A 24,943-nucleotide genomic window follows, 5' to 3' on the forward strand; every position below is an offset into this window, starting at 1 on the left:
GTTCGCCAACACCCTCGCCAACGCCCTCGCCACCCGGCGCAGGGCGTTTTTCATTTTGTCCTCCGCCCCTGATGACCCGGGCCGCGCCTTCGCCTAGAATGGAATGCTTTCAACCCGCCCCGGCGCCTCCTTGAAGATCTCGATCGGCCTACGCCTGTTTGTCTCGGTCCTGCTGGCCATCCTGGCCGTGGCGGCCAGCGCCGTGGTCCTGCTGCGCCAGAACGTGCTGCACACCTTCGGCGCCTATGCGACCGAGATCGAACTCGACCGGCTCGCGGAACTCAACGGCGACCTGGCCCGGCGCTACGTCAGCCACGGCGGCTGGGACTTCGTACCGTCGGCCGACAAGCGCGGATGGATCGCGGGCGAACTGCGCAGGCTGCAGGCGGAACGCGAGACGGGCGTGCACGCGCCGTTGCCGGCTCCCGCTGCGCCCGCCCCCGCTGCGCTCCCTTCTGAGCTCCCTTCTGCGCCCTCCAGCGTGCCGCAGCCTCCCCGGGCAAGCCCGGCCACCCCTGCCGCGCCGGCGCCGCCCGCGCCCCCGGCCCCGCCGCTGCCGCCGCTGCCCCCGCCTCCCATCGTCGTCACAGGCGTCGGCAGCCCGTACAGCCTCGACCAGCGCGTCGCCCTGCTCGACGCGCAAGGCGACTGGCTCGCCGGCCTGCAGCCGGGCGCCGTGCCGCTCGCGCGCCGCGCGATCCTGGTGGAGGACCAGACGGTCGGCTACCTCGCCGTGGCGCCGGCGGAGGGTCCCACCGACGCGCTGGCCTCGGCCTTCCTGGACCAGCTGCGCGCCAGCCTGTGGCCGATCGCCGCCGCCGGCGTGGTCCTCAGCGCGCTTGCCGCCACCTTCCTGGCGGCCCACTTCCGGCGTCCGATCGGGCGCCTGGCCGACGGCGCCCGCGCGCTCGCCGAAGGCCGTTTCGAGACCCGCCTGCCCCAGGACCGCAGCGACGAGCTGGGCGAACTGGCGGGCCACTTCAACATGCTCGCGAGCCGCCTGGCCAGCGCCGAGGCGGCGCGCCGCCAGTGGGTGGCCGACACCTCGCACGAACTGCGCACGCCGCTGGCGGTGCTGCGCGCCCAGCTCGAGGCGGTCCAGGACGGCGTGCGCAGCGCCGACCCGCCTCACGTCGAGGCGATGCTGCGCCAGGTGCTGGCCCTGAACCGCCTGATCGACGAGCTGTACACGCTGGCGCGCGCCGACGTCGGCGCGCTCGATCTGCGGCGCGAACCGGTCGATCTGTGGCGGCTCGCGGTCCAGGAAGCGCAGGCCTACCGCGAGCGTTTCGCCACGGCCGGCCTGGCGCTCGACCTCGAACCCGCGCCGGCGCGCGCAACGATTGCCGCCGACCCGGACCGGATGCGCCAGGTACTGCGCAACCTGCTGGAAAACAGCCTGCGCTACACGGCGGCCGGCGGCCGGGCCGCGCTGTCGGCGCGCATCGAAGGGTACCGGCTGCACCTGTGCCTCGACGACAGCGCACCCGGCGTCCCGGAAGATGCGCTGGCGCGCCTCGGCGAGCGCTTCTACCGCGTCGACGCCTCGCGCAGCCGCGCCGGCGGCGGCGCCGGACTGGGACTGGCGCTGTGCCTGCGCCTGGTCGAGGCGCAAGGCGGCAACCTCCGGCTCGCGCATTCGCCCCTCGGCGGCCTGCGCGCCACGCTCTCGTTCGCGCTGGAGGCGCCATGAGCGCCGCCATCTACATCGTCGAGGACGAACCGGCGCTGGCCGACCTCATGGCCGACTACGTCCGCGCGGCCGGCTTCGTCCCGACCGTGTTCGGCGACGGCGCGCTGGCGCTGGCCGCGATCCGTGCCGACACCCCGGCCCTGGTCGTGCTCGACCTGATGCTGCCCGGGCTCGACGGCCTGTCCCTGTGCCGCGCCGTGCGCGAGCAATCCGAGGTGCCGGTCATCATGGTGACGGCCAGGGTCGAGGAAATCGACCGCCTGCTGGGCCTGGAGCTGGGCGCCGACGACTACCTGTGCAAGCCGTTCAGCCCGCGCGAACTGGTGGCGCGCATCCAGGCCATCCTGCGCCGCGCACGGGCGCAGGCGCCGGCGCCGCGGCCGGAGCAGATCCTTGCCATCGACGCCGCCAGCCGCCGCGCGCTCGTGCGCGACGCGCCGCTCGACCTGACGCCGAGCGAATTCGACCTGCTGGCGGCGCTGGCGCGGCGCCCCGGCCAGGTGTTCTCGCGCGCGCAGCTGCTGGAACTGGCCTGCCAGGACAAGCTCGACATCCATGACCGCGCGATCGACAGCCACATCAAGAACCTGCGGCGCAAGATCGATGCCCTCGCGCCGGGGCTCGATCCGATCGCCTCGGTCTACGGCGTCGGCTACCGCTTCGAGCTTCAGAGCGCCTGACAAAACCGCCATAGCTGCATTGCAGCTCCTCGCCGTACAGGCGTACTGTCTTCGTCGCCGCGCTGGATGGCCGTATCCCTTGCTCTGAAGGTTTTGTCAGGCGCCCTTTGGACAGGCGGTCTCCATTTTTCCTCCACATTTCGCGCGCACCATGGCTGTGTGGCGCGACACCCGGTCGCGCCGGACCGAAGGAGGAAACACCATGCATATCCGTTTACTTGGCCCAAGCCTGTTCCTTGCCCTGCTGTGCGCCGCCGGCGCCGGCGAAGCGGCGGTGCGCGTCGACTGCCGGCCGGCAGGCAGCGGCCCCTGTGTCGCCCCGCCGGCGCCACCGGCCCCGCCAGCGCCGCCGCCCGCGCCCGCAGTCCCCGTCCCCGGCAACATGACGGCGGCGATCGCACCGCTGCCGCCAGTGCCCGCGCCTCCCGCGCTGCCCGCGCCGCCGGCACCGCCTCCCTTGCCCGAGATTCCCGCAAAAGCCCACGCCGCCTGCGCCGGCAAGGCGAACGGCAGCGCGGTCACGGTCCAGCTGGGCCCGGACGAGACGATGAGCGGCCTGTGCGAGCGGATGGGCGGGAAAGCCGTCTTCCGGCTGCGCAGCTACCGCCACGGCTGAGCGCTGCCGCAGGCCTCCAGCGCCAACCCCGGCTCAGCCGAAACGGGCGGCATCCTGTTGCCGGCTTGATTAGAATGAGCCCATCAGTTCGTCATTGCCGGAGGCCGTATGTTCGACATGGATTTGCCGTGGTGGGAGTTCATCGTGCGCGGGGCGGTCGTCTACCTGGCGCTGCTGGTGATGGTGCGCCTCTCGGGCCGGCGCACGGTCGGGCAGTTCACGCCGTTCGACCTGATCGTCATGCTGCTGCTGTCGGAAGCGGTGTCGAACTCGATGACCGGCGGCGACAATTCGCTCGGCGGCGGCCTGATCATCGCGGCCACGCTGCTGGCGCTGAACACCGCCGTCGCCATGCTGTCGGCAAACAGCCGCGCCATGGCGAAAGTGTTGGACGGCAGCGCGGTCCTGATCGGGCGCGACGGCCAGTTCTTCGACAAGATCGTGCGGCGCTGCCACATCACCGAGGCCGACCTCGAACAGGCCCTGCGCGCGGCGGACTGCGCGCGCCAGGACATGCAAACGGCCTTCCTCGAAGCCGACGGCGACATCACGATCCAGAAGAAGAAATGAATTGGCCAGGCGCCGGGAACATGATTCGTTTTTCCATCAGATGCCGCGAAAAATGAATCGTGTACCCGCCATTCCTGGAACGTTTTAATGCCGGGGCAACATTCCCGGCCGCGCCAATTGTTCAGCAGCCAGAGCCCATCCGTATGGTGTGGTCCCCCTCCATCCAGCGTGCTAGTTTTTTGTGCAGCGTCACGTCGTGGCGCGTTGGATTCTTTCCTGATCAGGAGGTCTACCATGAAACGCAGCTTGACCATACTTGCCCTGGCCGCGGCCGCGGCCTGCGCGCCGGTCCTGGCGCAGGCCCAGACCATCATCAAGGCAACCGCCAGCGGCCCGGGCGAAAGCCCGCCGAATGGTTCGCCCGGCTCGAGCGTGGCCACGTTCGAACTCGACGGCAACATCCTGCGCGCCAAAGTGCCGTTCCGCGACCTGCTCGGCGACACCGTCGCGGCCCACATCCACTGCTGTACGACGGCGTCGTTCACGGGCGTGTCGCCGGTCGCGCTGCCCTTCGTCGACTTCCCGCTCGGCGTCGGCGGCGGCCTGTACACGCACGCCTTCGACCTGTCCGACGCCAGCGTCTACGACCCGGCCTTCCTGGCCGCGTACAACGGCACGCCGCAGTCGGCCAGCGCCGCGCTGATCGACGCCATCAACGCCAGCGAGGCCTACCTCAACATTCATACGGACCGGTATCCGGGCGGCGAGATCCGCGGCTTCATGGTCGCCGCGCCGATACCGGAGCCGGCGACCTGGGGCATGCTGGGGATGGGCCTGGCGAGCCTGGGAATGATGGCGCGCCGCCGCCGCGCCTAGGCGCCTGGTGGCCGGGCGCGCCCCTCCCGCTCGGCCAGCAAGGCTGACCAGGCGGGAATCGCGGCACGCCAGAAGCCGGCGAGCGAATCGGGGCGTTCGAGCGGCAGCCCGAGGAAGCGCGCGGCGTCGAGCAGGGCGGCTACCCCCGCCGCCTCGTCGCCGGGCAGGACGGCGAGCGCGCCGGTCTGCTTCGACAGCTTCTCGCCGTCGGCGTTGCGCACCACCGGCACGTGCAGGTAGCGCGGCGTCGGCACCCCGAGCAGGCGCTGCAGGTAGATCTGGCGCGCGGTCGAGTCGATCAAATCGGCGCCGCGCACGACGTCGGTCACGCCCTGCTCGGCGTCGTCGACCACCACCGCCAGCTGGTAGGCCCAGTAGCCGTCGGCGCGCTTCAGGACGAAGTCGCCGGTCTCCAGGGCCAGGTGCTGGGTGAGCGTTCCCATGAAGCGGTCGGTGAAGGTGATGGCGTCCTGTCCAGCATCGGGCACCCGCAGGCGCAGGCTGCGCATGCCGCGGCCCTCGGGCAGGCCGGCGCGGCAGGTGCCGGGGTAGATCGCGGCGCCGTCGGGCGCGACGCCCAGGCGCGAATCGTTGATCTCGCGGCGGTTGCAGCCGCAAGGGTAGGCGTGGCCGCCGAGCCGTTCGGCGGCGTCCTGGTAGCGCTGCTTGCGGCGGCTCTGCCAGAGCACTTCGCCGTCGGCATGCATGCCGAGCGAATCGAGCAGCGCCAGGATCGCCATGTCGGCGCCGGGCACGCTGCGGCCTTCGTCGATGTCCTCGATGCGCACCAGCCACTGGCCGTGGTGGACGCGCGCGTCGAGATAACTGGCCAGCGCCGCCACCAGCGAGCCCGCATGCAGCGGCCCGGTGGGCGATGGCGCGAAACGGCCGATATAGGTGTTGCTCACTTGGGGAAACAGGATACGTTTACCGGGGCATCACGATACCACAGGCGCCTTAGTTGCTATTGCCTTTCCAGCCATCCTTGGCCTCGAAATCCTTGATCAGGCGGGTCACCTGCCCGCCCACCTCGTTCGGCACCGCCATCGACAGCTGGTAGTGCACGATCTCGAAGCTGTCGCCCTTGCGCCGCATGACGCCGCTGGCCTGGCAGACGCCCATCTGGGTGTCGAGCAGCTCGTCGATCCAGACCATGGCGCCATCTTCGGAGGCGTAGACGTGGCGCTTGATAGCCTTGAAGGCCCAGGCCGACTTGCGCTTGAAATAGGGACGCGCCCAGGCCTTGAATTCGTCGCGGCGCCAGCGCTCGGTCTTGTCGGTGCCGATGTAGATGCCGTCCTTCGCGATCTTGTCGAAGTAGCTCATGCGCGCATTGGCCGCGTCGTCGTGCCAGCGGTCGACGAAGGCATCGACCCGGCGCTTCAGGTTCGCGTCCGCATGGGCGGTCATCACGGAGAACAGCAGACAGCAGGCGAGCAGCAGGCGTTTCATGGACACGTTCCGTTAACTGAAAGTGTCGATTGTACAAGCAGTATGTAACCGAATGTACAAAGCGACAAATTCGGCCAATGTTCGTGTACATTTGGCAACGTGACTTCGATCCAGCCGACCATGCGCCAACCCGTCGTTTGCCTGCTCTGCCTTGCCATCGCCGCCCTCCCCGTCCAGGCCGCGCAGCCTGCCCCAACGTCCGTGCCGGTCGAATCGGAACTGAGCGCGCCGAAGAAACTGGAACGCTCGGCGACGGCGCCGCTACGCGCGCGCATCGACGACGACGCGATCCGCAAGGCCGTCAGGGCGACGCTCGACGAAGGCCGGGAGAACCCGCGCCAGGCCGAGGGCGACACCATCAGCGGCACGCCCTACGAGGAATTCGGGCGCGAATTTTCGGAAGCCAAGGTGCCCGACTGCCTGCATCCTGACGGACTGAAGCGGCAGCCGACCTTCTTCCTGGGCGGCCTGCTGGCCCTGCCCTTCGTGGCCGTGGCCAAGATCCGCGGCAAGTGCCGCTGACATCCGATCAGCGGTGAAGTTCGCCCGCGCGTTCCGGCTGGTAGACTATGTCGAGCACGCGCACCTGGAAAGCGCCGCCGTCGGGACGCTTCCACTCGATGCTGTCGCCCACCTTCAGGCCCAGCAGCGCATTGCCGACCGGGGTCAGCACCGACAGTTTGTCGGCCGCGCCGTTCACGTCCTTCGGATAGGCCAGCTGCATGTCGAACTCCTCGGCCTGGCCGTCGAGCACGAAGCGCACGCGCGAATTCATGGTGACGACGTCGGGCGGAATCTCCTGCGGCTCCACCATGTCGGCGCGCGACAGTTCCTCCAGCAGGGTCGCGCAATTGTCGGCCTGGGCCGCCGGCAGCGAATCGATCAGCGCCTCCAGGCGCTCCATGTCCAGCGACGATACGATGATGTTCGGTCTCATGTTCTAACTCCAGTGTGTGTGGCCGCATCCATGGCGGCCGGATAAGGGAAACTCACCCGATGACGCGGGCGAAGGTCGATGCGAGGGAGAGGCTCGGGAGGACGGGTGGCGTGGCGCCGACCGGGTTTATCCTCGCCGAGCCCCGAAGAGCCAGGCGAGATTTCGCGCGAAGCGCTGCACCGCGCGCGCGGCCATGATCGCGCGCTCGGACGGCGCGCGGGAAGAACGAGCGTAACGAACGGGCACGCAAAGACCTCCCTCGTTCAGGGGCGAACCGCAATGCTGGCAATTGCTCAGTAGGTTCATGGTCTTATCGGCTTTCGTAGGGTGGGCTCCTGAGCCCACGCGGTACAACGCATGCACGATCGATCGGTGGGCAGAACCGCGGTCCCCGTAGGGTGGGTTCTCGAACCCACCTCCCACAACGCGTGCGAGTCGATCAGCGCACAAGAGCCCAGTATATCCCCCCTGCCCATTCCGTCAACACCACCCGTGCCATCCCGACAATAAAAAAGCGGGCCGCAGCCCGCTTCCTGATGACGCAGCGTGAGAAATTAACGCTTATCCATGGCCGGCACGTCACGCACCGGCGAACCGACGAACAGCTGGCGCGGACGGCCGATCTTCTGTTCCGGATCGGCGATCATTTCGTTCCACTGCGCAATCCAGCCGATCGTACGGGCCATTGCGAAGATACCGGTGAACAGCGAGACCGGGATGCCCAGTGCCGACTGCACGATGCCCGAGTAGAAGTCGACGTTCGGGTACAGCTTGCGCGACACGAAGTATTCGTCTTCCAGGGCGATGCGTTCCAGTTCCATGGCCAGCTTGAACAGCGGGTCGTCCTGCAGGCCCAGTTCGTTCAGCACTTCGTGGCAGGTTTCGCGCATCAGCTTGGCGCGCGGGTCAAAGTTCTTGTAGACGCGGTGACCGAAGCCCATCAGCTTCACGCCCGAGTTCTTGTCCTTGACCTTCTCGATGAAGGCCGGGATGTTCTCGACCGAGCCGATTTCCTTCAGCATGGTCAGTGCGGCTTCGTTCGCGCCGCCGTGGGCAGGGCCCCACAGGCAGGCGATGCCGGCGGCGATACAGGCGAACGGGTTGGCGCCCGACGAACCGGCCAGGCGGACGGTCGAGGTCGATGCGTTCTGCTCGTGGTCGGCGTGCAGGATCAGGATGCGGTCCAGGGCGCGCACCAGCACGTCGTTGACCTTGTACTCTTCGCACGGGTTGGCGAACATCATGTACATGAAGTTGGCGCTGTACGACAGGTCGTTGCGCGGGTACACGAACGGCTGGCCGATCGAGTACTTGTAGGCCATCGCGACCAGGGTCGGCATCTTGGCGATCAGGCGGATCGCGGAGATTTCGCGCTGTTCCGGATCGTTGATGTCGAGCGAGTCGTGGTAGAACGAGGCCAGGGCGCCGACGGTGCCGACCAGCACCGACATCGGGTGCGCGTCGCGACGGAAGCCGCGGAAGAAGAAGTTCATCTGCTCGTGAATCATCGTGTGACGGGTCACGGTGTTCTCGAACTTGGCCTTCTGCTCGGCGTTCGGCAGTTCGCCGTTCAGCAGCAGGTAGCAGGTTTCCAGGAAGTCGCAGTTCACTGCCAGCTGTTCGATCGGGTAGCCGCGGTACAGCAGCTCGCCCTTGTCACCGTCGATGTAGGTGATGCTCGAATTGCACGAGGCAGTCGACATGAAGCCAGGGTCATAGGTGAATTTGCCGGTCTGGCCGTACAGCTTGCGGATGTCGATGACGTCCGGGCCGATCGAGCCTTTGTAAATCGGCATGTCGACCGATGGGCTGCCGTCCGAGAACGACAGTGTGGCTTTGGTATCAGAGATATTCATGGCACTTCCTTCTTGGGAGTGGATCTACAAAATATAAAACGAAACCGGGTTTCGCTTACGCTTCGCGCAGGCGCGCCACCAGGGCGCGCACATGCGGCAGGTCGACGTCCCCTTCGGGCTCGGCGCGGCCCAGCAGCAGGTCCATCAGCGGATTGTCCGCCAGGTCCAGCAAGCGGGTCAGCGCATCGACCTCTTCGTCGGTCAGCTCCTCTTCGTGCGCATCCAGGAAGCGCGTGAGGATCAGATCGTTCTCGAGCAGTCCCCGGCGTGCACGCCAGCGCAGGCGGGCACGGTTGGCGGGGTCGGATTGATGCGTGATGTGCTGCGGGTTTTGCTGTGCTTCCACACTAGAGTCCCTTGTTGGGTCAACACTATACTCCGGCTGCCGTCATTCGGCAGTACCGTATTTCTACTGTATTTATGACAATACATTGGACGCAATCAGGCGGAGGATATCCGATTTTTGCGCCGCGGGACGGACGCTTGACTGTTCGCCCTGCTTGCTGCTTTCCGGACGTGATTGTCCGTTTGCATGCATAGTGGTGCGCATGCGGTGCGATATGGTGGGTTCTCGAACCCACCGCTCCACGGCCGGCCAGACGGCGCCGGCCGCGACGACCGGCTGCTTAGATCGCCCGGCGAACCAGCAATTCCTTGATCTTGCCGATCGCCTTGTTCGGGTTCAGGCCCTTCGGGCAGACGTCGGTGCAGTTCATGATCGAGTGGCAGCGGAACAGGCGGTACGGGTCTTCCAGGTTGTCCAGGCGCTCGTTGGTGGCTTCGTCGCGCGAGTCGGCGATGAAGCGGTAGGCCTGCAGCAGGCCGGCCGGACCGACGAACTTGTCCGGGTTCCACCAGAACGACGGGCAGGAGGTCGAGCAGCAGGCGCACAGGATGCACTCGTACAGGCCGTCGAGCTCTTCGCGCTCTTCCGGCGACTGCAGGCGTTCCTTCTCCGGCTTGATCGAGTCGTTGATCAGGAACGGCTTGATCGAGTGGTACTGCTTGAAGAAGTTGGTCATGTCGACGATCAGGTCGCGCACCACCGGCAGGCCCGGCAGCGGACGCAGCACGATCGGCTGGGTCAGCTCGTTCAGGTTGGTGGTGCAGGCCAGGCCGTTCTTGCCGTTGATGTTCATCGCGTCCGAACCGCAGACGCCTTCGCGGCAGGAGCGGCGCAGGGCCAGCGAGTCGTCGACGTCGGCCTTGATGCGCTGCAGTGCGTCGAGCAGCATCTTGTCGGTGTCTTTCAGTTCGACGGTGACGTCTTGCATGTAAGGCTTCGTATCCTTGTCCGGATCGTAGCGGTAGATCTTCAGGTGGACTGTGCGTGCCATTGTTTTTGCCTATTCAGTCGGGACAGGGGCTGTGCCCTGTCCTCATCAATATTTGTGTCGTGGATCAGAACGTACGTGGCTTCGGTTTGAAGGTATCGACCGTCAGCGGCTTGGTCACGACCGGCTTGTAGTCGAGACGGTTGCCTTCCGAGAAGAACAGCGTGTGCTTCATCCAGTTTTCGTCGTCGCGCTGCTCGTAGTCGCTGTGGGCGTGGGCGCCGCGCGATTCCTTGCGCGCCGCGGCCGAGACGATGGTCGCCTTGGCCACTTCGATCAGGTTGTCCAGTTCGATCGCCTCGATGCGGGCGGTGTTGAACACCTTCGACTTGTCCTTGAACGACACGTGCTTGCGGCGCTCGTCCAGCTTCATGATTTCCTTGACACCTTCGTCCATCAGCGCCTGGGTGCGGAACACGCCGCAGTGCTTCTGCATGGTCGAGCGGATGGCGTTCGCGACGTCCTGCACCTTCTCGCCGCCGGTCGAGTTCTCGAGGCTGTTGAGACGGTCCAGCGCGTAGTCGGCGAAGTCCTTCGGCAGCGCGCGGTTGCCCTGCGCCTTCAGGTTCTGGGCGACGATGTGGTTGCCGGCGGCGCGGCCGAAGACGACCAGGTCGAGCAGCGAGTTGGTGCCCAGGCGGTTCGCGCCGTGCACCGAGACGCACGAGCATTCGCCGATCGCGTACAGGCCGTTGACGATCTTCTGGCCGCCGGTGCCGTCAGGGGTGACGACCTGGCCGTGGATGTTGGTCGGGATGCCGCCCATCTGGTAGTGGATGGTCGGGACGACCGGGATCGGTTCCTTGGTCGCGTCGACGTTGGCGAACTTGTGGCCGATTTCCAGGATCGACGGCAGGCGCTTCTTGATGGTGTCGGCGCCGATGTGGCGCAGGTCGAGCAGGACGTGGTCCTTGTTCGGGCCGACGCCGCGCCCTTCCTTGATCTCCTGGTCCATCGAACGCGAGACGAAGTCGCGCGGCGCCAGGTCCTTCAGGGTCGGCGCGTAGCGCTCCATGAAGCGTTCGCCGTTCGAGTTGATCAGGATGCCGCCCTCGCCACGCACGCCTTCCGTGATCAGCACGCCCGCGCCGGCCACGCCGGTCGGGTGGAACTGCCAGAACTCCATGTCCTGCAGCGGGATGCCGGCGCGCGCCGCCATGCCCAGGCCGTCGCCGGTGTTGATGAAGGCGTTGGTCGACGCGGCGAAGATACGGCCGGCGCCGCCGGTGGCGAAGATGGTGGTCTTTGCCTGCAGCATCATGACGTCGCCGGTTTCCATTTCGAGGGCGACCACGCCCAGCACGTCGCCGTCGGCGTTGCGCACCAGGTCCAGGGCCTGCCACTCGACGAAGAAGTGGGTGCGCGAACGGACGTTACGCTGGTACAGGGTGTGCAGCAGCGCGTGGCCGGTACGGTCGGCGGCCGCGCAGGCGCGCTGCACCGGCTTCTCGCCGAAGTTGGCGGTGTGGCCGCCGAACGGACGCTGGTAGATGGTGCCGTCCGGGTTGCGGTCGAACGGCATGCCGAAGTGTTCCAGCTCGTAGACGACCTTCGGTGCTTCGCGGCACATGAATTCGATGGCGTCCTGGTCCCCCAGGTAGTCCGAACCCTTGACGGTGTCGAACATGTGCCAGTACCAGTCGTCTTCGCTCATGTTGCCCAGCGAAGCGCCGATGCCGCCCTGCGCCGCCACGGTGTGCGAACGGGTCGGGAACACCTTCGACAGCACGGCGACGTTCAGGCCGGCTTCGGTCAGTTGCAGTGCGGCGCGCAGGCCGGAACCACCGGCGCCAACGATGACCACATCGAAGTGGCGGGTGGGGATTGCAGTATTGATTGCTGCCACGATTACACGCTCCAGAGAATTTGCACAGTCCACACGGCGTAGGCAATCAGCACGAGCACGGTGGCGATCTGCAGGGTCAGGCGGATGCCGACCGGTTTGACGTAGTCCATCCAGATGTCACGCACGCCGACCCACACGTGGTAGAACAGGCCGAAGAAGGTGACAGCCGTGAAGAGCTTGAACCACTGGCGCGAGAACAGCGACGCCCAGCCTTCGTAGGTGAAATTCTGTGCGGTCAGGAAGGTGCCCAGCAGGATGACGGTGTAGACCACCATCACGATCGCGGTGACGCGCTGCGCCAGCCAGTCCTTGACGCCGTAGTGTGCGCCGACGACGAGGCGGCGCGGGCCGATATTGTTCTTGGTTGCCATGATTAGAATACTCCAAACAGTTTCAGGCCGACGATCAGGGTCAGGGCCAGGCTGATCACCAAGACCCAGCGTGCGGTCTTCTGCGCCGCGTCCTTGTCCAGGGCCATGTGGTTGTCCATGAACAGGTGGCGGATGCCGGCGGTGAAGTGGTGCAGGTAGGCCCAGGACAGGCCGAGCAGGATGATCTTCACGAAGACGTTGTCGACCACGCCGGCGAAGTGGGCGAAGGAAATCTCCGAGCGCAGGCTTTCCTGCAGCAGGTAGAGCAGGAAAGGCAGCATCAGGAACATGGCGAACCCGCTGATGCGGTGCAGGATCGACACAATCGCCGAGGGCGGCTGGCGATAGTTCATCGTGATGTCGGTAATGTTGACATTACGAATCGGCTGTCCCCTCTTTTGCTGCTTTGTTATGGCTTCGGACATACAACACCTCCTTAACTGACAAAATTTAAATAACCCTTAATTTTCGCCGATTTTTTGATCCGCACCAATAACCGAAGCCCGATTATCAGGATGCAGCGCGAGGAACAGGGTTTTGTTCGGCGCTTTCTCCAAACCAACATATTTTAATCGCATGAAGCGATTGCTGCCGGGACCGACCTGATCCTGGCAAATTCCTACTTGTTCGCACCGCCGGCATCGCTCCTGTCGCATGCGCTTGCATCGCGACGCAGGGTGGACGGCTGCGCCGTCCACGCGCTCAACGCACTGACGATCTGCCGCGACGGAGCATGCTCCGCCTGGACGCGTGGACGGCAAAGCCGTCCACCCTACGGGTCTGTTCGTCCGACTCGACTACCACGAACGCATCGACATATCACGCCAACCCATCCCGCCTTACGACAACTCGTTCTGGTAATGATGCTTCGCCGTCAAGTACAACCCGCGCCGCAACTCCACCGCCTTGTCGCCATAGGTGAACGAGACACGCTCCGCGCACAGCAGCGGCGTGCCTTCAAGCACCTGCAAATACTCCGCGGCCGCGCTGTCGGCGCCGACCGCACGAATCTTCTCGGTCGCGCGGATCATGCGCGTGCCGAACTCGGATTCGAACAAACCATACATGGGACCCTTGTACTCGACCAGGCGTTCCGCGGTCAGACCCTTGAACAGCTGGCCCGGCAGCCATAACTCCTCCAGGATCGTCGGCGCGCCGTCGAAGGACTGGACGCGCTTGATATAGACGACGGCGTCGCCCGACTTCAGCTCGAGCAAACGGGCGACCTCGGCCGGCGCACGGATGCGCTTGACCTCGACGATGCGGTTGTCGGGATGGTGGGGAACGCCCTCGTCGGGCATCAGTTTGAGGAAGCGGAAGTGGGCGCGCTCTTCGTGATGGGTGGCAACGAAGGTGCCCTTCCCTTGCCGGCGCACGACCAGGTTCTCGGCCGCGAGCTCGTCGATCGCCTTGCGCACCGTGCCTTGGCTGACCTTGAAGCGGGCGGCCAGTTCGACTTCGCTGGGCATCAGTTCGCCTGGCTTCCATTCGCCCGATTGCAGGCTCTGGGTGATCAGCGCCTTGATTTGCTGGTACAGCGGGCGGAACGAAGGCGAGCCGTTGCCGCTCGTGCCGTCGCTGGGCGGGTTGGACGAGACAGGATTCATAGACCGCGATTTCACCACAAAAGCACTGCCCCGTCCAGTGTATGCATGGCAATGACATGTGTCTTATATAAGACATATGATATCAATTGACAGGTCGAACTACCGAGGACTACACTCGCGGTCGATCGGACGCCATACGCCCCGCTGGCCGCGCTCCGGCGGAAAGCGCCGCGCGGCCACCGCAGCCCAATTGGACGCGGTGCGGTTTTGGTATCATTGCAGTTTTCCCGAACAGGCGTATCCTCGGCTTCGACCGTTTTCATTCCCACTTTTGGAGATTCATCATGGCTAAAACCCCAATGCGCGTTGCCGTCACCGGCGCAGCCGGCCAGATCGGCTATTCCCTGCTGTTCCGCATTGCCAACGGCGACATGCTGGGCAAGGACCAGCCGGTCATCCTGCAGCTGCTCGAGATCGACAACGAGAAGGCACAGAAGGCGCTCAAGGGCGTCATGATGGAAATCGACGACTGCGCATTCCCGCTGCTGGCCGGCATGACCGCCCATAGCGACCCGATGACCGCCTTCAAGGACGCCGACGTCGCCCTGCTGGTTGGCGCCCGTCCGCGCGGCCCCGGCATGGAGCGCAAGGACCTGCTGGAAGCGAACGCCCAGATCTTCACCGTGCAGGGCAAGGCGCTGGACGCCGTCGCTTCGCGCAACGTCAAGGTGCTGGTCGTCGGCAACCCGGCCAACACCAACGCCTACATCGCCATGAAGTCGGCCCCGAACCTGCCGGCCAAGAACTTCACCGCCATGCTGCGCCTGGACCACAACCGCGCCCTGTCGCAAGTGGCCGCCAAGGCCGGCAAGCCGGTCGGCGCGATCGAGAAGATGGTCGTCTGGGGCAACCACTCGCCGACCATGTACGCCGACTACCGCTTCGCCACCGTCGACGGCCAGTCGGTCAAGGACATGATCAACGACGACGCCTGGAACCGCGACACCTTCCTGCCGACCGTCGGCAAGCGCGGCGCCGCCATCATCGACGCGCGCGGCGCATCGTCGGCGGCTTCGGCCGCCAACGCGGCGATCGACCACGTGCGCGACTGGGTGCTGGGCACCAATGGCAAGTGGACCACCATGGGCGTACCGTCGGACGGTTCGTACGGCATTCCGGAAGGCGTGATGTTCGGCTTCCCGGTCACCACCGAGAACGGCGAGTACAAGATCGTCCAGGGCCTGGAGATCGACCAGTTCTCGCAAGAGCGCATCAACCTCACGCTGAAGGAACTGACCGAAGAGCGTGAAGGCGTGGCACACCTGCTGGCCTAAACCACGACGCGGCGCCCATGGAACCGGCCAAGCCGACCGTGCGCCGCAGCCGTCGTGCCCCTGAAAAGGGCACGACGGCTTCTTCTTTTCCCGCCAGCGTCTCTACCGAAACACACATGCATCCTTCCGAGGTTTTATTCCAGGGCAAACGCCAGCCGCTCCTGCTTCCCGCCTGCGACCACTATTGCGGCTCCGAGAAGCTGATGCGCAAGTCGATGACCCTGCAACAAGAGCTTGGTCCCCTGTTCGACATCACCTTCGATTGCGAGGACGGCGCCGCCGCCGGCAACGAGGCCGCGCACGCCCAGCTCGTCGCGGATCTGCTCAACAGCGAGGACAACCGCCACAACCGCATCGGCGTGCGCCTGCACGACATCGACAGCCCCTTCTTCGACACCGACGTCGCCACCATCGTCGGCGCCGCCGCGAACCGCCTGGCCTACGTGGTCCTGCCCAAGCCGAACGGCGTGGCCGACGTGCGGCGCGCCCTGGAGACCATCAACCGCGCCGCGGTGCCGGCCGGACGCGCCGCGCTGCCGGTGCACGTGCTGATCGAGACCCACGGGGCGTTGCGCGAAGCCTACGACATCGCCGCCCTGCCCCAGGTCGAATGCCTGTCCTTCGGCATCATGGATTTCGTCTCCGCCCACTACGGCGCGGTACCGGCGAGCGCGATGCGCACGCCTGGACAGTTTTCGCATCCATTAGTTGTCCGCGCCAAGCTGGAGATGGTTGCGGCATGTCATGCGCACGGCAAGGTCGCCTCGCATAATGTGACGACCGAAATCAAGGACAGCGCGGTTGTGGCCAACGACGCACAACGCGCTGGCGCCGAATTCGGTTTCACGCGCATGTGGAGCATCCATCCGGACCAGATCAAGCCGATCCTGAAGGCGTTCACGCCGAGGCTGTCGGAGGTGAACGAAGCCACCAACATCCTGCAGGAAGCGATGGCCGTGAACTGGGGACCGATCGCTCAGCATGGGCGCTTGCACGACCGCGCCAGCTACCGATATTATTGGACCGTTTTGCAGCGCGCGAAGCTGGCCGGCCTGGCGCTGCCCGAATCCGCGGCGGCAATCGTCAACCAAACGGAATCCAACTGATGGCCACCCCAGTCAAACACCTCCTCGCCGCCGGTACCTTCGTGCTCGCGGCCTTCGGCCTGTGCGCCGCGCCGGCATCGGCCGCAACCGAAAAGAACCACCCGAAAGCGGCCGACGTCCTCAAGTCCAAGGCCAAGACCAAGTCCTCGAAGGCGAAGAAGGCCGCCGCGGGGGCAGCAGCAGGGGCGGCAGCCGCTGCTGCTGCGGCTACTTCTCCTATCGATGAACCGGAACCGGACATCACCGACACCCGGGTCACCGACTACGCCTGCGAGCTGGGCAACAAGATCACGATCTACACGAACGAGAAGGACGACTCGAACATCGCGCTGCGCTGGAAGAAGCGCCTGCACCGCCTGGCGCGGGTGGGCACCACCACCGGCGCGCTGCGTTTCGAGAACAAGAACTACGGCCTGGTCTGGATCGGCATCCCGTCGAAGGGCATCCTGCTCGACTCGAAGCTGAACCGCCAGCTGGCCAACGAATGCAAGAACGCCGACCAGGCCAAGCCGCTCGTCACGGCCGGGCTGGACGAAAAGAAAAGCTGACGCACAGAAGCGCCACCACTGCGCGTCACCCTACCGTTGCTGATTACGTATTAGTGAAGCAATAACAAGAGACCCCTACTGAAGGAGAGCTTATGTCTCGCAACACCCTGAACACGCTGAAGGACTTCCCGCTCGCGGGCGGCCAGTCCGGCCAGTTCTATTCGCTGCCGGCGCTGGGCGAAAGCCTGGGCGTGAACCTGTCGCGCCTGCCGGTGTCGATCCGTATCGTCCTCGAGTCCGTTCTGCGTAACTGCGACGGCAAGAAGGTCACCGAAGAACACGTTCGCCAGCTGGCGAACTGGGGCGCGACCGCCGAGCGCACCGACGAGATCCCGTTCGTCGTCGCCCGCGTCGTGCTGCAGGACTTCACCGGCGTGCCGCTGCTGGCCGACCTGGCCGCGATGCGCAACGTCGCCGCCAAGACCGGCGCAGATCCGAAGAAGATCGAGCCGCTGGTGCCGGTCGACCTGGTCGTCGACCACTCGGTCACGATCGACCACTTCCGCGAGCCGGGCGCGCTGGACCTGAACATGAAACTGGAATTCCAGCGCAACAACGAGCGCTACCAGTTCATGAAGTGGGGCATGCAGGCATTCGACACCTTCGGCGTCGTGCCGCCGGGCTTCGGCATCGTCCACCAGGTCAACCTGGAATACCTGGCGCGTGGCGTCATGAAGAATGGCGACACCTACTACCCGGACACCCTGGTCGGCACCGACTCGCACACCACCATGATCAACGGCGTCGGCGTCGTCGGCTGGGGCGTGGGCGGCATCGAAGCGGAAGCGGGCATGCTGGGCCAGCCGGTCTACTTCCTGACCCCGGACGTCATCGGCGTCAACCTGAAGGGCAAGCTGCGCGAAGGCTGCACCGCGACCGACCTGGTGCTGACCATCACCGAACTGCTGCGTAAAGAGAAAGTCGTCGGCAAGTTCGTCGAATTCTTCGGCGAAGGCACCCGCTCGCTGTCGACCACCGACCGCGCCACCATCGGCAACATGGCCCCGGAATACGGCGCGACCATGGGCTTCTTCCCGGTCGACGAAGCCACCGTCGACTACTTCCGCGGCACCGGCCGTACCGAAGAAGAACTGGCTGCCTTCGAGAACTACTACAAGGCGCAGGGCATGTTCGGCGTCCCGCAGGAAGGCGAAATCGACTACACCCGCGTCGTGACCCTCGACCTGTCGACCGTCACCCCGTCGCTGGCAGGCCCGAAGCGTCCGCAGGACCGTATCGAGCTGGGTCACGTGAAGAACACCTTCACCGAACTGTTCAGCAAGCCGACCACCGAGAACGGCTTCAACAAGTCGGCCGAAGACCTGTCGAAGGTCTACGAGACCACCAACGGCGTGCGCGTGAAGAACGGCGACGTCCTGATCGCCGCCATCACCTCGTGCACCAACACCTCGAACCCGAGCGTGCTGCTGGCTGCCGGCCTGCTGGCCAAGAAAGCCGTCGAGCGCGGCCTGACCGTCGCTCCGCACATCAAGTCCTCGCTGGCGCCGGGATCGCGCGTCGTGACCGAGTACCTGACCGCCGCCGGCCTGCTGCCTTACCTGGAAAAGCTGGGCTTCGGCGTGACCGCCTACGGCTGCACCACCTGCATCGGCAACGCCGGCGACCTGACCCCGGAACTGAACGCGGCCATCGTGCAGAACGACATCGTCGCCTCGGCTGTCCTGTCGGGCAACCGTAACTTCGAAGCGCGTATCCACCCGAACATCCGTTCGAACTTCCTGGCCTCGCCGCCGCTGGTGGTCGCTTACGCGATCGCCGGCAACATGACCCGCGACCTGATGACCGAGCCGGTCGGCAAGGACACCAACGGTGTCGACGTCTACCTGGGCGACATCTGGCCGTCGTCGCAGGAAGTGGGCGAACTGATGCGCTTCGCGATGAACTCGGAAGTGTTCAAGAAGAACTACGCCGACGTGAAGGGCAACCCGGGCGCACTGTGGGAGCGCGTGTCGTCGACCGAAGGCCAGGTGTACAACTGGCCGGAATCGACCTACATCGCCGAACCGCCGTTCTTCGCCGACTTCGAGATGACCCCGAAAGCGGCCGCCACCGGCATCACCGGCGCCCGCGCGCTGGGCGTGTTCGGCGACTCGATCACCACCGACCACATCTCGCCGGCCGGTTCGATCAAGGAAGACGGTCCTGCAGGCAAGTGGCTGAAGGATCACGGCGTACTGAAGGCCGACTTCAACTCCTACGGCTCGCGCCGCGGTAACCACGAGATCATGATGCGCGGCACCTTCGCCAACGTGCGCATCAAGAACAAGATGATCCCGCCGAAGGCCGACGGTTCCGCGGTCGAAGGCGGCATCACGATCCACCAGCCGACCGGCGAACAGATGTCGATCTACGACGCGGCCATGAAGTACGTGGCCGAAGGCACCCCGACCATGGTGTTCGGCGGCGAAGAGTACGGCACCGGCTCGTCGCGCGACTGGGCAGCCAAGGGCACCCAGCTGCTGGGCGTGAAGGCCGTCATCGTGCGTTCCTTCGAGCGTATCCACCGCTCGAACCTGGTCGGCATGGGCGTGCTGCCGCTGCAGTTCATCGGCAACGACAGCGTCGAGACCCTGGGCATCACCGGCAAGGAAACCTACGACCTGAAGGGCCTGGAAGGCGAGATCAAGCCGCAACAACTGGCCACCCTGGTGATCCACCGCGAAAACGGCGAGACCCAGGAAGTGCAAGTGCTGCTGCGTATCGACACCCCGATCGAAGTCGACTACTACAAGCATGGCGGCATCCTGCCGTTCGTGCTGCGCCAGCTGCTGGCTGCGTAATGCAGTAAAGGGAGCTTCGTTCAGGCGCCCCGCAGGGGAGCCTGAACGGGTAACAAAAAGGGCCGGAACCCGCAGAGGTTCCGGCCTTTTTCTTTTCTTATTCCCCGCGGCGTTCGCTAGCGTCCGATGCCGATACCGATGCCAATACCGCCGCGCCCGCCACTGCCCACGCCGCCGAAAATCGAGGTCGATACGCCGCCGCGGGCACGGCCGTCCTGCCCGGCCGAGCGGAGAATGCACTCCCGCCAGGGGTCGGTGTCCGGCGTAAAACCCACCTGCGCGCATGCGGGCCCGTAGTCGGCCATCATGCGTTCCACTTGCGCCTGCTGGGCCAGTGCCCGGTCCTGTGGGGTCGCACATCCGAGCAGGCACACTGCACTTGCCGCCGCCAATATGAAAACACGCATGGTTGTTCTCCTTGAGCATAGATCGAACCGGCTTCAGCCTGACAGCCTCTGAAACGATCATACGCTTCTAATGAGCTCGCCAGCTTTACAGTACGGCCAGGTAACGGGCGCCAGGCCGCCGGCAGGGTCTGCCTACCCTGCGGCCTCCGGTGCGCATGACCCGCGCGGCATCTTTTTTCATGCGCTCGCCGGACGCGGTTCGTCGATGTCGTAATAGAGCACCGTCGACCAGTTGCCGAAGCCAAAATCGCGAAACACCTGGAGGCCCTCTTCGCTGCCGGCATTGATCGCGGCGACGGCAGCGTCGATTTCCTCGTCGAGCGCGGCCAGCGAAGCGCACAGCTTCCGGTTCAGCTCGGGAATCTCTTCATTGTCGTCCATGGCAAACAGCTCGGCCGGCTCAAGAAAGTAGTAGCCCAGCTTGCGGTCGGGGCGGTCGAGGAATTCCAGCGATGCGTTGATCACGCGCTGGGCCTGCGGCAGCGTGATGCGCGTGAATACCTCCTTCAGGCGCGCAAGACCAGGCGCGGACTCCCCTACCACGGCCATGTGTTGCGGCACGACGGAAGGATCCGCGGGCTCGGTCCAGATCGACGAAAAACAGGTTTCCGGATTGGCGGAGACGAGAATGCGATAGGCCAGCGGAATGTCGTAATTCCACTCTGACAGGCCGATGATGATGCGGCCGGGCGCTGGTTTGCCGGTCGGTTTCTGGTTGCATGCGAACAGATAGGTGCGATTGGCCATGCGAGCTCCTGGTGAAGAAACGGAGGGACGCGCCCGGCTTTACATGACGCCGCTTCGCCATCTCGCCTGGCAGCGCATTGCCCGTGGGGCGCATGAACGATATAAGAAAAGCAATCATGACATCGCGGACACAGGTGATGAACTAGCAGACCTATCAGGTCCGCTCGCACATGCATACCCGGTTTTCCTTGAAACTGAACCAATAATCAGGAAAATGGATCCCACACAAACAGGGAGGCCGCATGCGTACGACAGCGACGATCGTCATCACCGCCATCATGGCCCTGCTGCTGGGCTGGCAGCACCTCGACGGCGGCGTGCCCGCGCACCACCTGCTGGCCGACCCCGGCATGCCCGCCCTGTCGAACTGGTGGGGGCTCCTTACCCTGCCCCTGCTTGCCTGGTACCTGCTCGGGCGCATCGAGCGCCGCCGCGCGGGCGACCCGGCCAGCGCGCCGCGGATCAAGGGCGCCTTCATCGGCGCCCTGCTGTTCGGCGCCCTGCTCGCCACCCTGTTCACCGCCGGGCAGCACGACGCCACAGACCTGATGGCCCTGTCGGTGTTCGTGGTCGCCCTGTTCTACCCGATCTACCGCGCCGAATACGTGCTCGGCTTCGTGCTCGGCATGACCTGGACCTTCGGCGCCGTGCTGCCGACGATCGCCGCCTGCGTCTTCGCCCTGGTCGGCGCCCTCATCCACCTCGGCGTGCGCCTGGTCTACGCGCGCATGCTGCTGCTGCGCCGCTGATGTCCCACGGGCGCCTGGCGCCCGCCCCCCCCCGACCGTCGCCACGGGCCGTCCAGCCCGCCGTGGCGGCAGCTTCGCCGTTCCCGGCTTCTTCCTTTAGCACGCCTGCAGTCGCTGGCGCGACGCAGGCCGCTCCGCCCCTATTTGTCAAGCGAACAATTGCAGGTGTAGCACGCCGTCCATGCCTTTCCATGCAGCATAACTAAAGCTTGCCAATGCATAACATCCAGTTATGATGAGCTGTCGTTACAAATGACACATAGACACAATTGACGGCGTAACAAAGACAGGGGACGAACAAGAATGAAGAAACAAAGCTTACGACGCGCGCTGCTGGCTTCCTCGATCATGGCGGCCTTCGCGCCCGCGCTGGCCCAGGAAGCCGAACCGACGGCCCAGGTGATCGTGCTGGGCTCGCGCACCCAGGCCAAGACCGCGCTCGACACCGCCGTGCCGGTAGGCCTGGTCAACCTGAAGGACATGCAGTCGACCGGGATGCAGGAACTGGGCAAGGTGCTGCAGGACCTGGACCCGTCGTTCAACTTCAGCACCACTTTCATCAGCGACGGCACCGACATCATCCGTCCCGCCACCCTGCGCGGCCTGGGCCCCGACCAATTGCTGGTCCTGATCAACGGCAAGCGCCGCCACCAGCAGGCGCTGGTGAACGTGCAGCAGACCATCGGGCGCGGCTCGGCCGGCACCGACATCAATGCCATTCCCCTGTCCGCGATCCAGAGCATCGAGGTGCTGCGCGACGGCGCGGCCGCCCAGTACGGGTCGGATGCGATCGCCGGCGTCATCAACATCATCCTCAAGAAAGGCGCCGACCTCGGCCAGCTCAGCGCCAACATCGGCACCACCGATGAAGGCGACGGCGACACCTATTCCGCCAGCGTGCACAAGGGCTTTGCCCTGGGCGGCGACGGCGGCTACCTGAACCTGTCGATGGAAGGGCGCAAACGCGACGAGACCAACCGCGCCGGCCCGGACACCCTGCGCGTCGATCCGCCGCGCGTGACCCAGCGCATCGGCGACAGCAACGCGAAGGACGCCTACCTGTGGCTGAACTCGGCCCTGCCGGTGCCGAGCACCGGCGGCGAGTTCTACCTGTTCGGCGGCGCCTCGCGGCGCAAGGGCGACTCGGGCGGCTTCTTCCGCCCGGCCGAGGATGCGCGCACCGTGCCCGAGATCTATCCGAACGGCTACCTGCCGAACATCATCACGACGGTGAAGGACGCCTCGCTGGCCTTCGGCTACCGGCACGAGCTGGGCCGCGAGTGGAGCATGGACGCCAGCGTCAACCACGGCCGCAGCGAGCTGGCTTTCCACGAGCGTAATTCGATCAACGTCAGCTATTACTACGAGGACAACCTGCGCGAGTCGCCGCTCGAGGCCGACACCGGCGCATTGAAGTTCAACCAGACCACCTTCAACCTCGACTTCAAGGGCCCGGTCCAGCTGGCGGGGGCGCCGCTGTACGTGGCGACCGGCTTCGAATGGCGCCGCGACGGCTACGAGATCGAGGCCGGCGACCCGGTGTCCTACCAGTACGGCCGCACCAACAACCCCGCCAAGATCATCCGCGACCGTACCGGCGGGATCGCCGCCTCGGGCATCCAGGGCTTCCCCGGCTACACGCCCGGCACCGAGGTCGACGAGGCGCGCCACAACATCGCCCTCTACCTCGACCTCGAGCGCAAGTTCGGCGACCAGGTCTCGGTCGGCGGCGCAGTGCGCTACGAGCGTTATTCCGACTTTGGTTCGACCACCACGGGCAAGCTGAGCGCGCGCTGGGATCCGTCGCCGGTGGTCGGCGTGCGCGGCAGCGTCTCCACCGGTTTCCGCGCGCCGGGCGTGCAGCAGAAGTTCTACAGCTCGGTGTCGACCAACCTGAACAATGCCGGCGTGCTGACCGAGACCCTCACCGCGCGCGAGAACAGCGCCGTGACCCAGGCTTTCGGCATCGCGCCCCTGAAGGAGGAAACCTCGAAGAACGCCAGCATCGGCCTGGTCCTGCGTCCGGCGAAGAACTTCTCGGTCACCGCCGACCTGTACCGCACGAATATCGACGACCGCATCGTCTTCTCGAGCAATATCGCGCCAGAATCCGGCGCCTGCGCGACGCCGGCCGCCTGCCCGATCCGCGCCATCCTCGAGCCGCTGCGCGTGGGCCAGGCCCAGTTCTTCACCAACGCGATCGACACCACGACCGACGGCTTCGACCTGGTGGCCCAGCACACCACGCGCGGGCAGGGCTCGACCCTGGTGCTGTCGGGCCAGCTCGGCTTCAACAAGACCAAGGTCAAGGATCGTCACTCGCAGTCGCCGGTGCTGAGCGGCGCCCAGCTGTTCGACGACGCCCAGGTGACGCTGATCGAGCGCGGCCAGCCGCGCCAGCACCACGTCGTGGCCGCCGATTACACCGTCGGCGCCTGGAACGTGACCGGCCGCGCCAACTACTTCGGCGAGGTGCAGGGCCAGGGCTTCACGGCGCCTTTCGTGCAGACCTGGGAAGCGAAGTGGATCGTCGACCTGACGGGGCGCTATGCGTTCAGCAAGGCGCTCAGCGTCTCGGCGGGCGTGAACAATCTGTTCGACACCTACCCGACGCGCTGGGATCCCGAGCGCGCCGCCCCCTTCCCGCAGATGGGCTTCACCCACTGCTGGGAGACCTGCCCGTTCGGCATCAACGGCCGCTCGATGTACGCGCGGGTGGATTATTCGTTCTGATAGAGATGGGATGAGTTAGACCCGTAGGGTGGACGGCTCTGCCGTCCACGCGTTCAAGCAGCCGTGATGAACACGCACGGCCGCATCACACCTCGGCCCACATCCGCAGCAGGTTGTGATAATGCCCGGTCAGCCCGACCGTGGCATCCGATTCCCCATACGTCCCGCGCAGCTTCTGGATGTTGGTGTCGAGCTCGAACAGCATGGCGCGCTTGCCGTCGTCGCGCACCATGCTCTGGGTCCACAGAAACGAAGCGATGCGCTCGCCGCGCGTGACCGGCAGCACCTGGTGCACGCTGCCCGCCGGGTAGACGATGGCGTCGCCGGCCGGCAGTTTCACTTCGTGGGTGCCGTAGGCGTCGACCACCACCAGCTCGCCGCCCTCGTAATCCTCCGGATCGCTCAAGAAAACAGTGGTCGAGACGTCGGCGCGCACTGGCGGCATGCCGGGCCGCTGGGCGCGGATCGCGCCGTCCACGTGCAGGCCGTAGTGCTCGCCGCCGCCATAGCTGTTGAAGTAAGGCGCCAGGATGCGCAGCGGCAGCACCGACGAGAAGAACAGCGGGTTGGCCATCAGCGCCGCGCTGACGATGCCGCCCAGCTCGACGGCCAGCGGCGAGCCTTCGGCCAGCTGGCGGTTGCGTTTCACTTGCGCGCCCTGCGGGCCGACGCTGGCGCGGCCGTCGACCCAGTCGGTCTCTGCCAGGCGCTTGCGCATCTGCGCCACCTGTTCCGGGTTCAGGACGCCGGGAATGTGCACCATCATTTGTCGCTTCCTTTCGAAAACAGCACGGCCCTCC

Annotated in this window: 25 protein-coding genes; 12 read left to right on the top strand and 13 right to left on the bottom strand. The window is 65.6% G+C overall.

Annotated elements, in window-relative coordinates; all coding sequences use genetic code 11:
* Window positions 1-103 precede the first annotated feature (103 nt).
* From RT688_RS02510 to RT688_RS02530, 5 genes are all read left to right on the top strand, one after another.
* Window positions 104-1,693, top strand: coding sequence for an ATP-binding protein (locus RT688_RS02510; RefSeq protein ID WP_313703267.1), 1,590 nt, complete (start codon window positions 104-106; stop codon window positions 1,691-1,693).
* Complete coding sequence (locus RT688_RS02515; RefSeq protein ID WP_313703268.1) at window positions 1,690-2,373, top strand: response regulator; 684 nt, start codon at window positions 1,690-1,692, stop codon at window positions 2,371-2,373. Before RT688_RS02510 ends, RT688_RS02515 begins: the two co-directional genes overlap by 4 nt.
* A 202-nt stretch (window positions 2,374-2,575) precedes the next feature.
* Window positions 2,576-2,989: a hypothetical protein gene (locus tag RT688_RS02520; RefSeq protein ID WP_313703269.1), complete on the top strand. Its 414-nt coding sequence runs from the start codon at window positions 2,576-2,578 to the stop codon at window positions 2,987-2,989.
* A gap of 108 nt (window positions 2,990-3,097) precedes the next feature.
* On the top strand, window positions 3,098-3,559 hold the full coding sequence (locus RT688_RS02525; RefSeq protein ID WP_313703270.1) for a YetF domain-containing protein: 462 nt from the start codon (window positions 3,098-3,100) through the stop codon (window positions 3,557-3,559).
* Between the two features lie 234 nt (window positions 3,560-3,793).
* Window positions 3,794-4,375 (top strand): CHRD domain-containing protein, encoded by a 582-nt coding sequence (locus RT688_RS02530; protein WP_313703271.1) that lies wholly within the window; start codon window positions 3,794-3,796, stop codon window positions 4,373-4,375.
* Here RT688_RS02530 and gluQRS read toward each other — a convergent pair.
* Together gluQRS and RT688_RS02540 are read right to left on the bottom strand one after the other, a co-directional pair.
* Window positions 4,372-5,283 (bottom strand): tRNA glutamyl-Q(34) synthetase GluQRS, encoded by a 912-nt coding sequence (gene gluQRS / locus RT688_RS02535; protein WP_313703272.1) that lies wholly within the window; start codon window positions 5,281-5,283, stop codon window positions 4,372-4,374. The genes RT688_RS02530 and gluQRS overlap by 4 nt on opposite strands.
* 49 nt (window positions 5,284-5,332) lie before the next feature.
* Window positions 5,333-5,827, bottom strand: a complete 495-nt coding sequence (locus tag RT688_RS02540; protein ID WP_313703273.1) for a nuclear transport factor 2 family protein — start codon at window positions 5,825-5,827, stop codon at window positions 5,333-5,335.
* Between the two features lie 120 nt (window positions 5,828-5,947).
* Between RT688_RS02540 and RT688_RS02545 the strand changes: the two genes are divergently transcribed.
* On the top strand, window positions 5,948-6,349 hold the full coding sequence (locus RT688_RS02545) for a hypothetical protein (RefSeq protein WP_313703274.1): 402 nt from the start codon (window positions 5,948-5,950) through the stop codon (window positions 6,347-6,349).
* 7 nt (window positions 6,350-6,356) lie between these two features.
* Here the strand turns inward: RT688_RS02545 and rnk are convergent, their stop codons facing one another.
* From rnk to RT688_RS02585, 8 genes are all read right to left on the bottom strand, one after another.
* Window positions 6,357-6,764, bottom strand: coding sequence for a nucleoside diphosphate kinase regulator (gene rnk / locus RT688_RS02550; protein WP_313703275.1), 408 nt, complete (start codon window positions 6,762-6,764; stop codon window positions 6,357-6,359).
* A gap of 554 nt (window positions 6,765-7,318) precedes the next feature.
* A complete protein-coding gene (gene gltA, locus RT688_RS02555; RefSeq protein WP_313703276.1) occupies window positions 7,319-8,620 on the bottom strand; it encodes a citrate synthase in 1,302 nt (433 codons plus the stop codon).
* A gap of 55 nt (window positions 8,621-8,675) precedes the next feature.
* On the bottom strand, window positions 8,676-8,966 hold the full coding sequence (locus RT688_RS02560) for a succinate dehydrogenase assembly factor 2 (RefSeq protein ID WP_312548889.1): 291 nt from the start codon (window positions 8,964-8,966) through the stop codon (window positions 8,676-8,678).
* A 280-nt stretch (window positions 8,967-9,246) separates the two neighbouring features.
* Complete coding sequence (locus RT688_RS02565; RefSeq protein WP_313703277.1) at window positions 9,247-9,957, bottom strand: succinate dehydrogenase iron-sulfur subunit; 711 nt, start codon at window positions 9,955-9,957, stop codon at window positions 9,247-9,249.
* A gap of 64 nt (window positions 9,958-10,021) precedes the next feature.
* A complete protein-coding gene (gene sdhA, locus RT688_RS02570) occupies window positions 10,022-11,800 on the bottom strand; it encodes a succinate dehydrogenase flavoprotein subunit (protein WP_313703278.1) in 1,779 nt (592 codons plus the stop codon).
* A gap of 2 nt (window positions 11,801-11,802) precedes the next feature.
* Complete coding sequence (sdhD, locus tag RT688_RS02575; protein ID WP_313703279.1) at window positions 11,803-12,171, bottom strand: succinate dehydrogenase, hydrophobic membrane anchor protein; 369 nt, start codon at window positions 12,169-12,171, stop codon at window positions 11,803-11,805.
* Window positions 12,172-12,173: 2 nt separating this feature from the next.
* The gene (gene sdhC, locus RT688_RS02580) at window positions 12,174-12,596 is read right to left on the bottom strand and encodes a succinate dehydrogenase, cytochrome b556 subunit (protein WP_312548894.1); all 423 of its coding nucleotides are present in this window, start codon (window positions 12,594-12,596) and stop codon (window positions 12,174-12,176) included.
* 414 nt (window positions 12,597-13,010) lie between these two features.
* Window positions 13,011-13,778: a GntR family transcriptional regulator gene (locus tag RT688_RS02585; RefSeq protein ID WP_313703280.1), complete on the bottom strand. Its 768-nt coding sequence runs from the start codon at window positions 13,776-13,778 to the stop codon at window positions 13,011-13,013.
* Between the two features lie 284 nt (window positions 13,779-14,062).
* Between RT688_RS02585 and RT688_RS02590 the strand changes: the two genes are divergently transcribed.
* From RT688_RS02590 to acnA, 4 genes are all read left to right on the top strand, one after another.
* Entirely contained in the window at window positions 14,063-15,052 is a 990-nt protein-coding gene (locus tag RT688_RS02590) for a malate dehydrogenase (protein ID WP_313703281.1), read from the top strand.
* A gap of 116 nt (window positions 15,053-15,168) precedes the next feature.
* Window positions 15,169-16,158 carry an HpcH/HpaI aldolase/citrate lyase family protein gene (locus tag RT688_RS02595; protein WP_313703282.1) on the top strand — a complete coding sequence of 330 codons (990 nt, stop codon included), beginning with the start codon at window positions 15,169-15,171 and terminating at the stop codon, window positions 16,156-16,158.
* Window positions 16,158-16,706 carry a hypothetical protein gene (locus RT688_RS02600; RefSeq protein WP_313703283.1) on the top strand — a complete coding sequence of 183 codons (549 nt, stop codon included), beginning with the start codon at window positions 16,158-16,160 and terminating at the stop codon, window positions 16,704-16,706. The genes RT688_RS02595 and RT688_RS02600 overlap by 1 nt, the downstream gene beginning before the upstream one ends.
* A gap of 92 nt (window positions 16,707-16,798) precedes the next feature.
* Complete coding sequence (acnA, locus tag RT688_RS02605) at window positions 16,799-19,507, top strand: aconitate hydratase AcnA (protein ID WP_313703284.1); 2,709 nt, start codon at window positions 16,799-16,801, stop codon at window positions 19,505-19,507.
* Window positions 19,508-19,623: 116 nt separating this feature from the next.
* On the opposite strand, the gene RT688_RS02610 is transcribed toward acnA, so the two are convergent.
* Window positions 19,624-19,914, bottom strand: coding sequence for a hypothetical protein (locus RT688_RS02610; RefSeq protein ID WP_313703285.1), 291 nt, complete (start codon window positions 19,912-19,914; stop codon window positions 19,624-19,626).
* Between the two features lie 177 nt (window positions 19,915-20,091).
* Window positions 20,092-20,661, bottom strand: coding sequence for a hypothetical protein (locus tag RT688_RS02615; RefSeq protein ID WP_313703286.1), 570 nt, complete (start codon window positions 20,659-20,661; stop codon window positions 20,092-20,094).
* Between the two features lie 242 nt (window positions 20,662-20,903).
* Between RT688_RS02615 and RT688_RS02620 the strand changes: the two genes are divergently transcribed.
* Both RT688_RS02620 and RT688_RS02625 read left to right on the top strand, forming a co-directional pair.
* The gene (locus RT688_RS02620) at window positions 20,904-21,410 is read left to right on the top strand and encodes a hypothetical protein (RefSeq protein WP_313703287.1); all 507 of its coding nucleotides are present in this window, start codon (window positions 20,904-20,906) and stop codon (window positions 21,408-21,410) included.
* Window positions 21,411-21,713: 303 nt separating this feature from the next.
* Complete coding sequence (locus tag RT688_RS02625; RefSeq protein WP_313703288.1) at window positions 21,714-24,143, top strand: TonB-dependent receptor; 2,430 nt, start codon at window positions 21,714-21,716, stop codon at window positions 24,141-24,143.
* Between the two features lie 85 nt (window positions 24,144-24,228).
* On the opposite strand, the gene RT688_RS02630 is transcribed toward RT688_RS02625, so the two are convergent.
* Complete coding sequence (locus RT688_RS02630; RefSeq protein ID WP_313703289.1) at window positions 24,229-24,909, bottom strand: Fe2+-dependent dioxygenase; 681 nt, start codon at window positions 24,907-24,909, stop codon at window positions 24,229-24,231.
* Window positions 24,910-24,943: the final 34 nt, after the last annotated feature.

This window comes from Massilia sp. (assembly GCF_032106685.1).
Taxonomy (GTDB): Bacteria; Pseudomonadota; Gammaproteobacteria; order Burkholderiales; family Burkholderiaceae_D; genus Telluria.

Coding starts and splice junctions, on each gene's coding strand:
- RT688_RS02510 (WP_313703267.1), top strand. CDS start 104: ATGCTTTCAACCCGCCCCGGCGCCTCCTTGAAGATCTCGATCGGCCTA.
- RT688_RS02515 (WP_313703268.1), top strand. CDS start 1,690: ATGAGCGCCGCCATCTACATCGTCGAGGACGAACCGGCGCTGGCCGAC.
- RT688_RS02520 (WP_313703269.1), top strand. CDS start 2,576: ATGCATATCCGTTTACTTGGCCCAAGCCTGTTCCTTGCCCTGCTGTGC.
- RT688_RS02525 (WP_313703270.1), top strand. CDS start 3,098: ATGTTCGACATGGATTTGCCGTGGTGGGAGTTCATCGTGCGCGGGGCG.
- RT688_RS02530 (WP_313703271.1), top strand. CDS start 3,794: ATGAAACGCAGCTTGACCATACTTGCCCTGGCCGCGGCCGCGGCCTGC.
- RT688_RS02540 (WP_313703273.1), bottom strand. CDS start 5,827: ATGAAACGCCTGCTGCTCGCCTGCTGTCTGCTGTTCTCCGTGATGACC.
- RT688_RS02545 (WP_313703274.1), top strand. CDS start 5,948: ATGCGCCAACCCGTCGTTTGCCTGCTCTGCCTTGCCATCGCCGCCCTC.
- rnk (WP_313703275.1), bottom strand. CDS start 6,764: ATGAGACCGAACATCATCGTATCGTCGCTGGACATGGAGCGCCTGGAG.
- gltA (WP_313703276.1), bottom strand. CDS start 8,620: ATGAATATCTCTGATACCAAAGCCACACTGTCGTTCTCGGACGGCAGC.
- RT688_RS02565 (WP_313703277.1), bottom strand. CDS start 9,957: ATGGCACGCACAGTCCACCTGAAGATCTACCGCTACGATCCGGACAAG.
- sdhD (WP_313703279.1), bottom strand. CDS start 12,171: ATGGCAACCAAGAACAATATCGGCCCGCGCCGCCTCGTCGTCGGCGCA.
- sdhC (WP_312548894.1), bottom strand. CDS start 12,596: ATGTCCGAAGCCATAACAAAGCAGCAAAAGAGGGGACAGCCGATTCGT.
- RT688_RS02585 (WP_313703280.1), bottom strand. CDS start 13,778: ATGAATCCTGTCTCGTCCAACCCGCCCAGCGACGGCACGAGCGGCAAC.
- RT688_RS02590 (WP_313703281.1), top strand. CDS start 14,063: ATGGCTAAAACCCCAATGCGCGTTGCCGTCACCGGCGCAGCCGGCCAG.
- RT688_RS02595 (WP_313703282.1), top strand. CDS start 15,169: ATGCATCCTTCCGAGGTTTTATTCCAGGGCAAACGCCAGCCGCTCCTG.
- RT688_RS02600 (WP_313703283.1), top strand. CDS start 16,158: ATGGCCACCCCAGTCAAACACCTCCTCGCCGCCGGTACCTTCGTGCTC.
- acnA (WP_313703284.1), top strand. CDS start 16,799: ATGTCTCGCAACACCCTGAACACGCTGAAGGACTTCCCGCTCGCGGGC.
- RT688_RS02610 (WP_313703285.1), bottom strand. CDS start 19,914: ATGCGTGTTTTCATATTGGCGGCGGCAAGTGCAGTGTGCCTGCTCGGA.
- RT688_RS02615 (WP_313703286.1), bottom strand. CDS start 20,661: ATGGCCAATCGCACCTATCTGTTCGCATGCAACCAGAAACCGACCGGC.
- RT688_RS02620 (WP_313703287.1), top strand. CDS start 20,904: ATGCGTACGACAGCGACGATCGTCATCACCGCCATCATGGCCCTGCTG.
- RT688_RS02625 (WP_313703288.1), top strand. CDS start 21,714: ATGAAGAAACAAAGCTTACGACGCGCGCTGCTGGCTTCCTCGATCATG.
- RT688_RS02630 (WP_313703289.1), bottom strand. CDS start 24,909: ATGATGGTGCACATTCCCGGCGTCCTGAACCCGGAACAGGTGGCGCAG.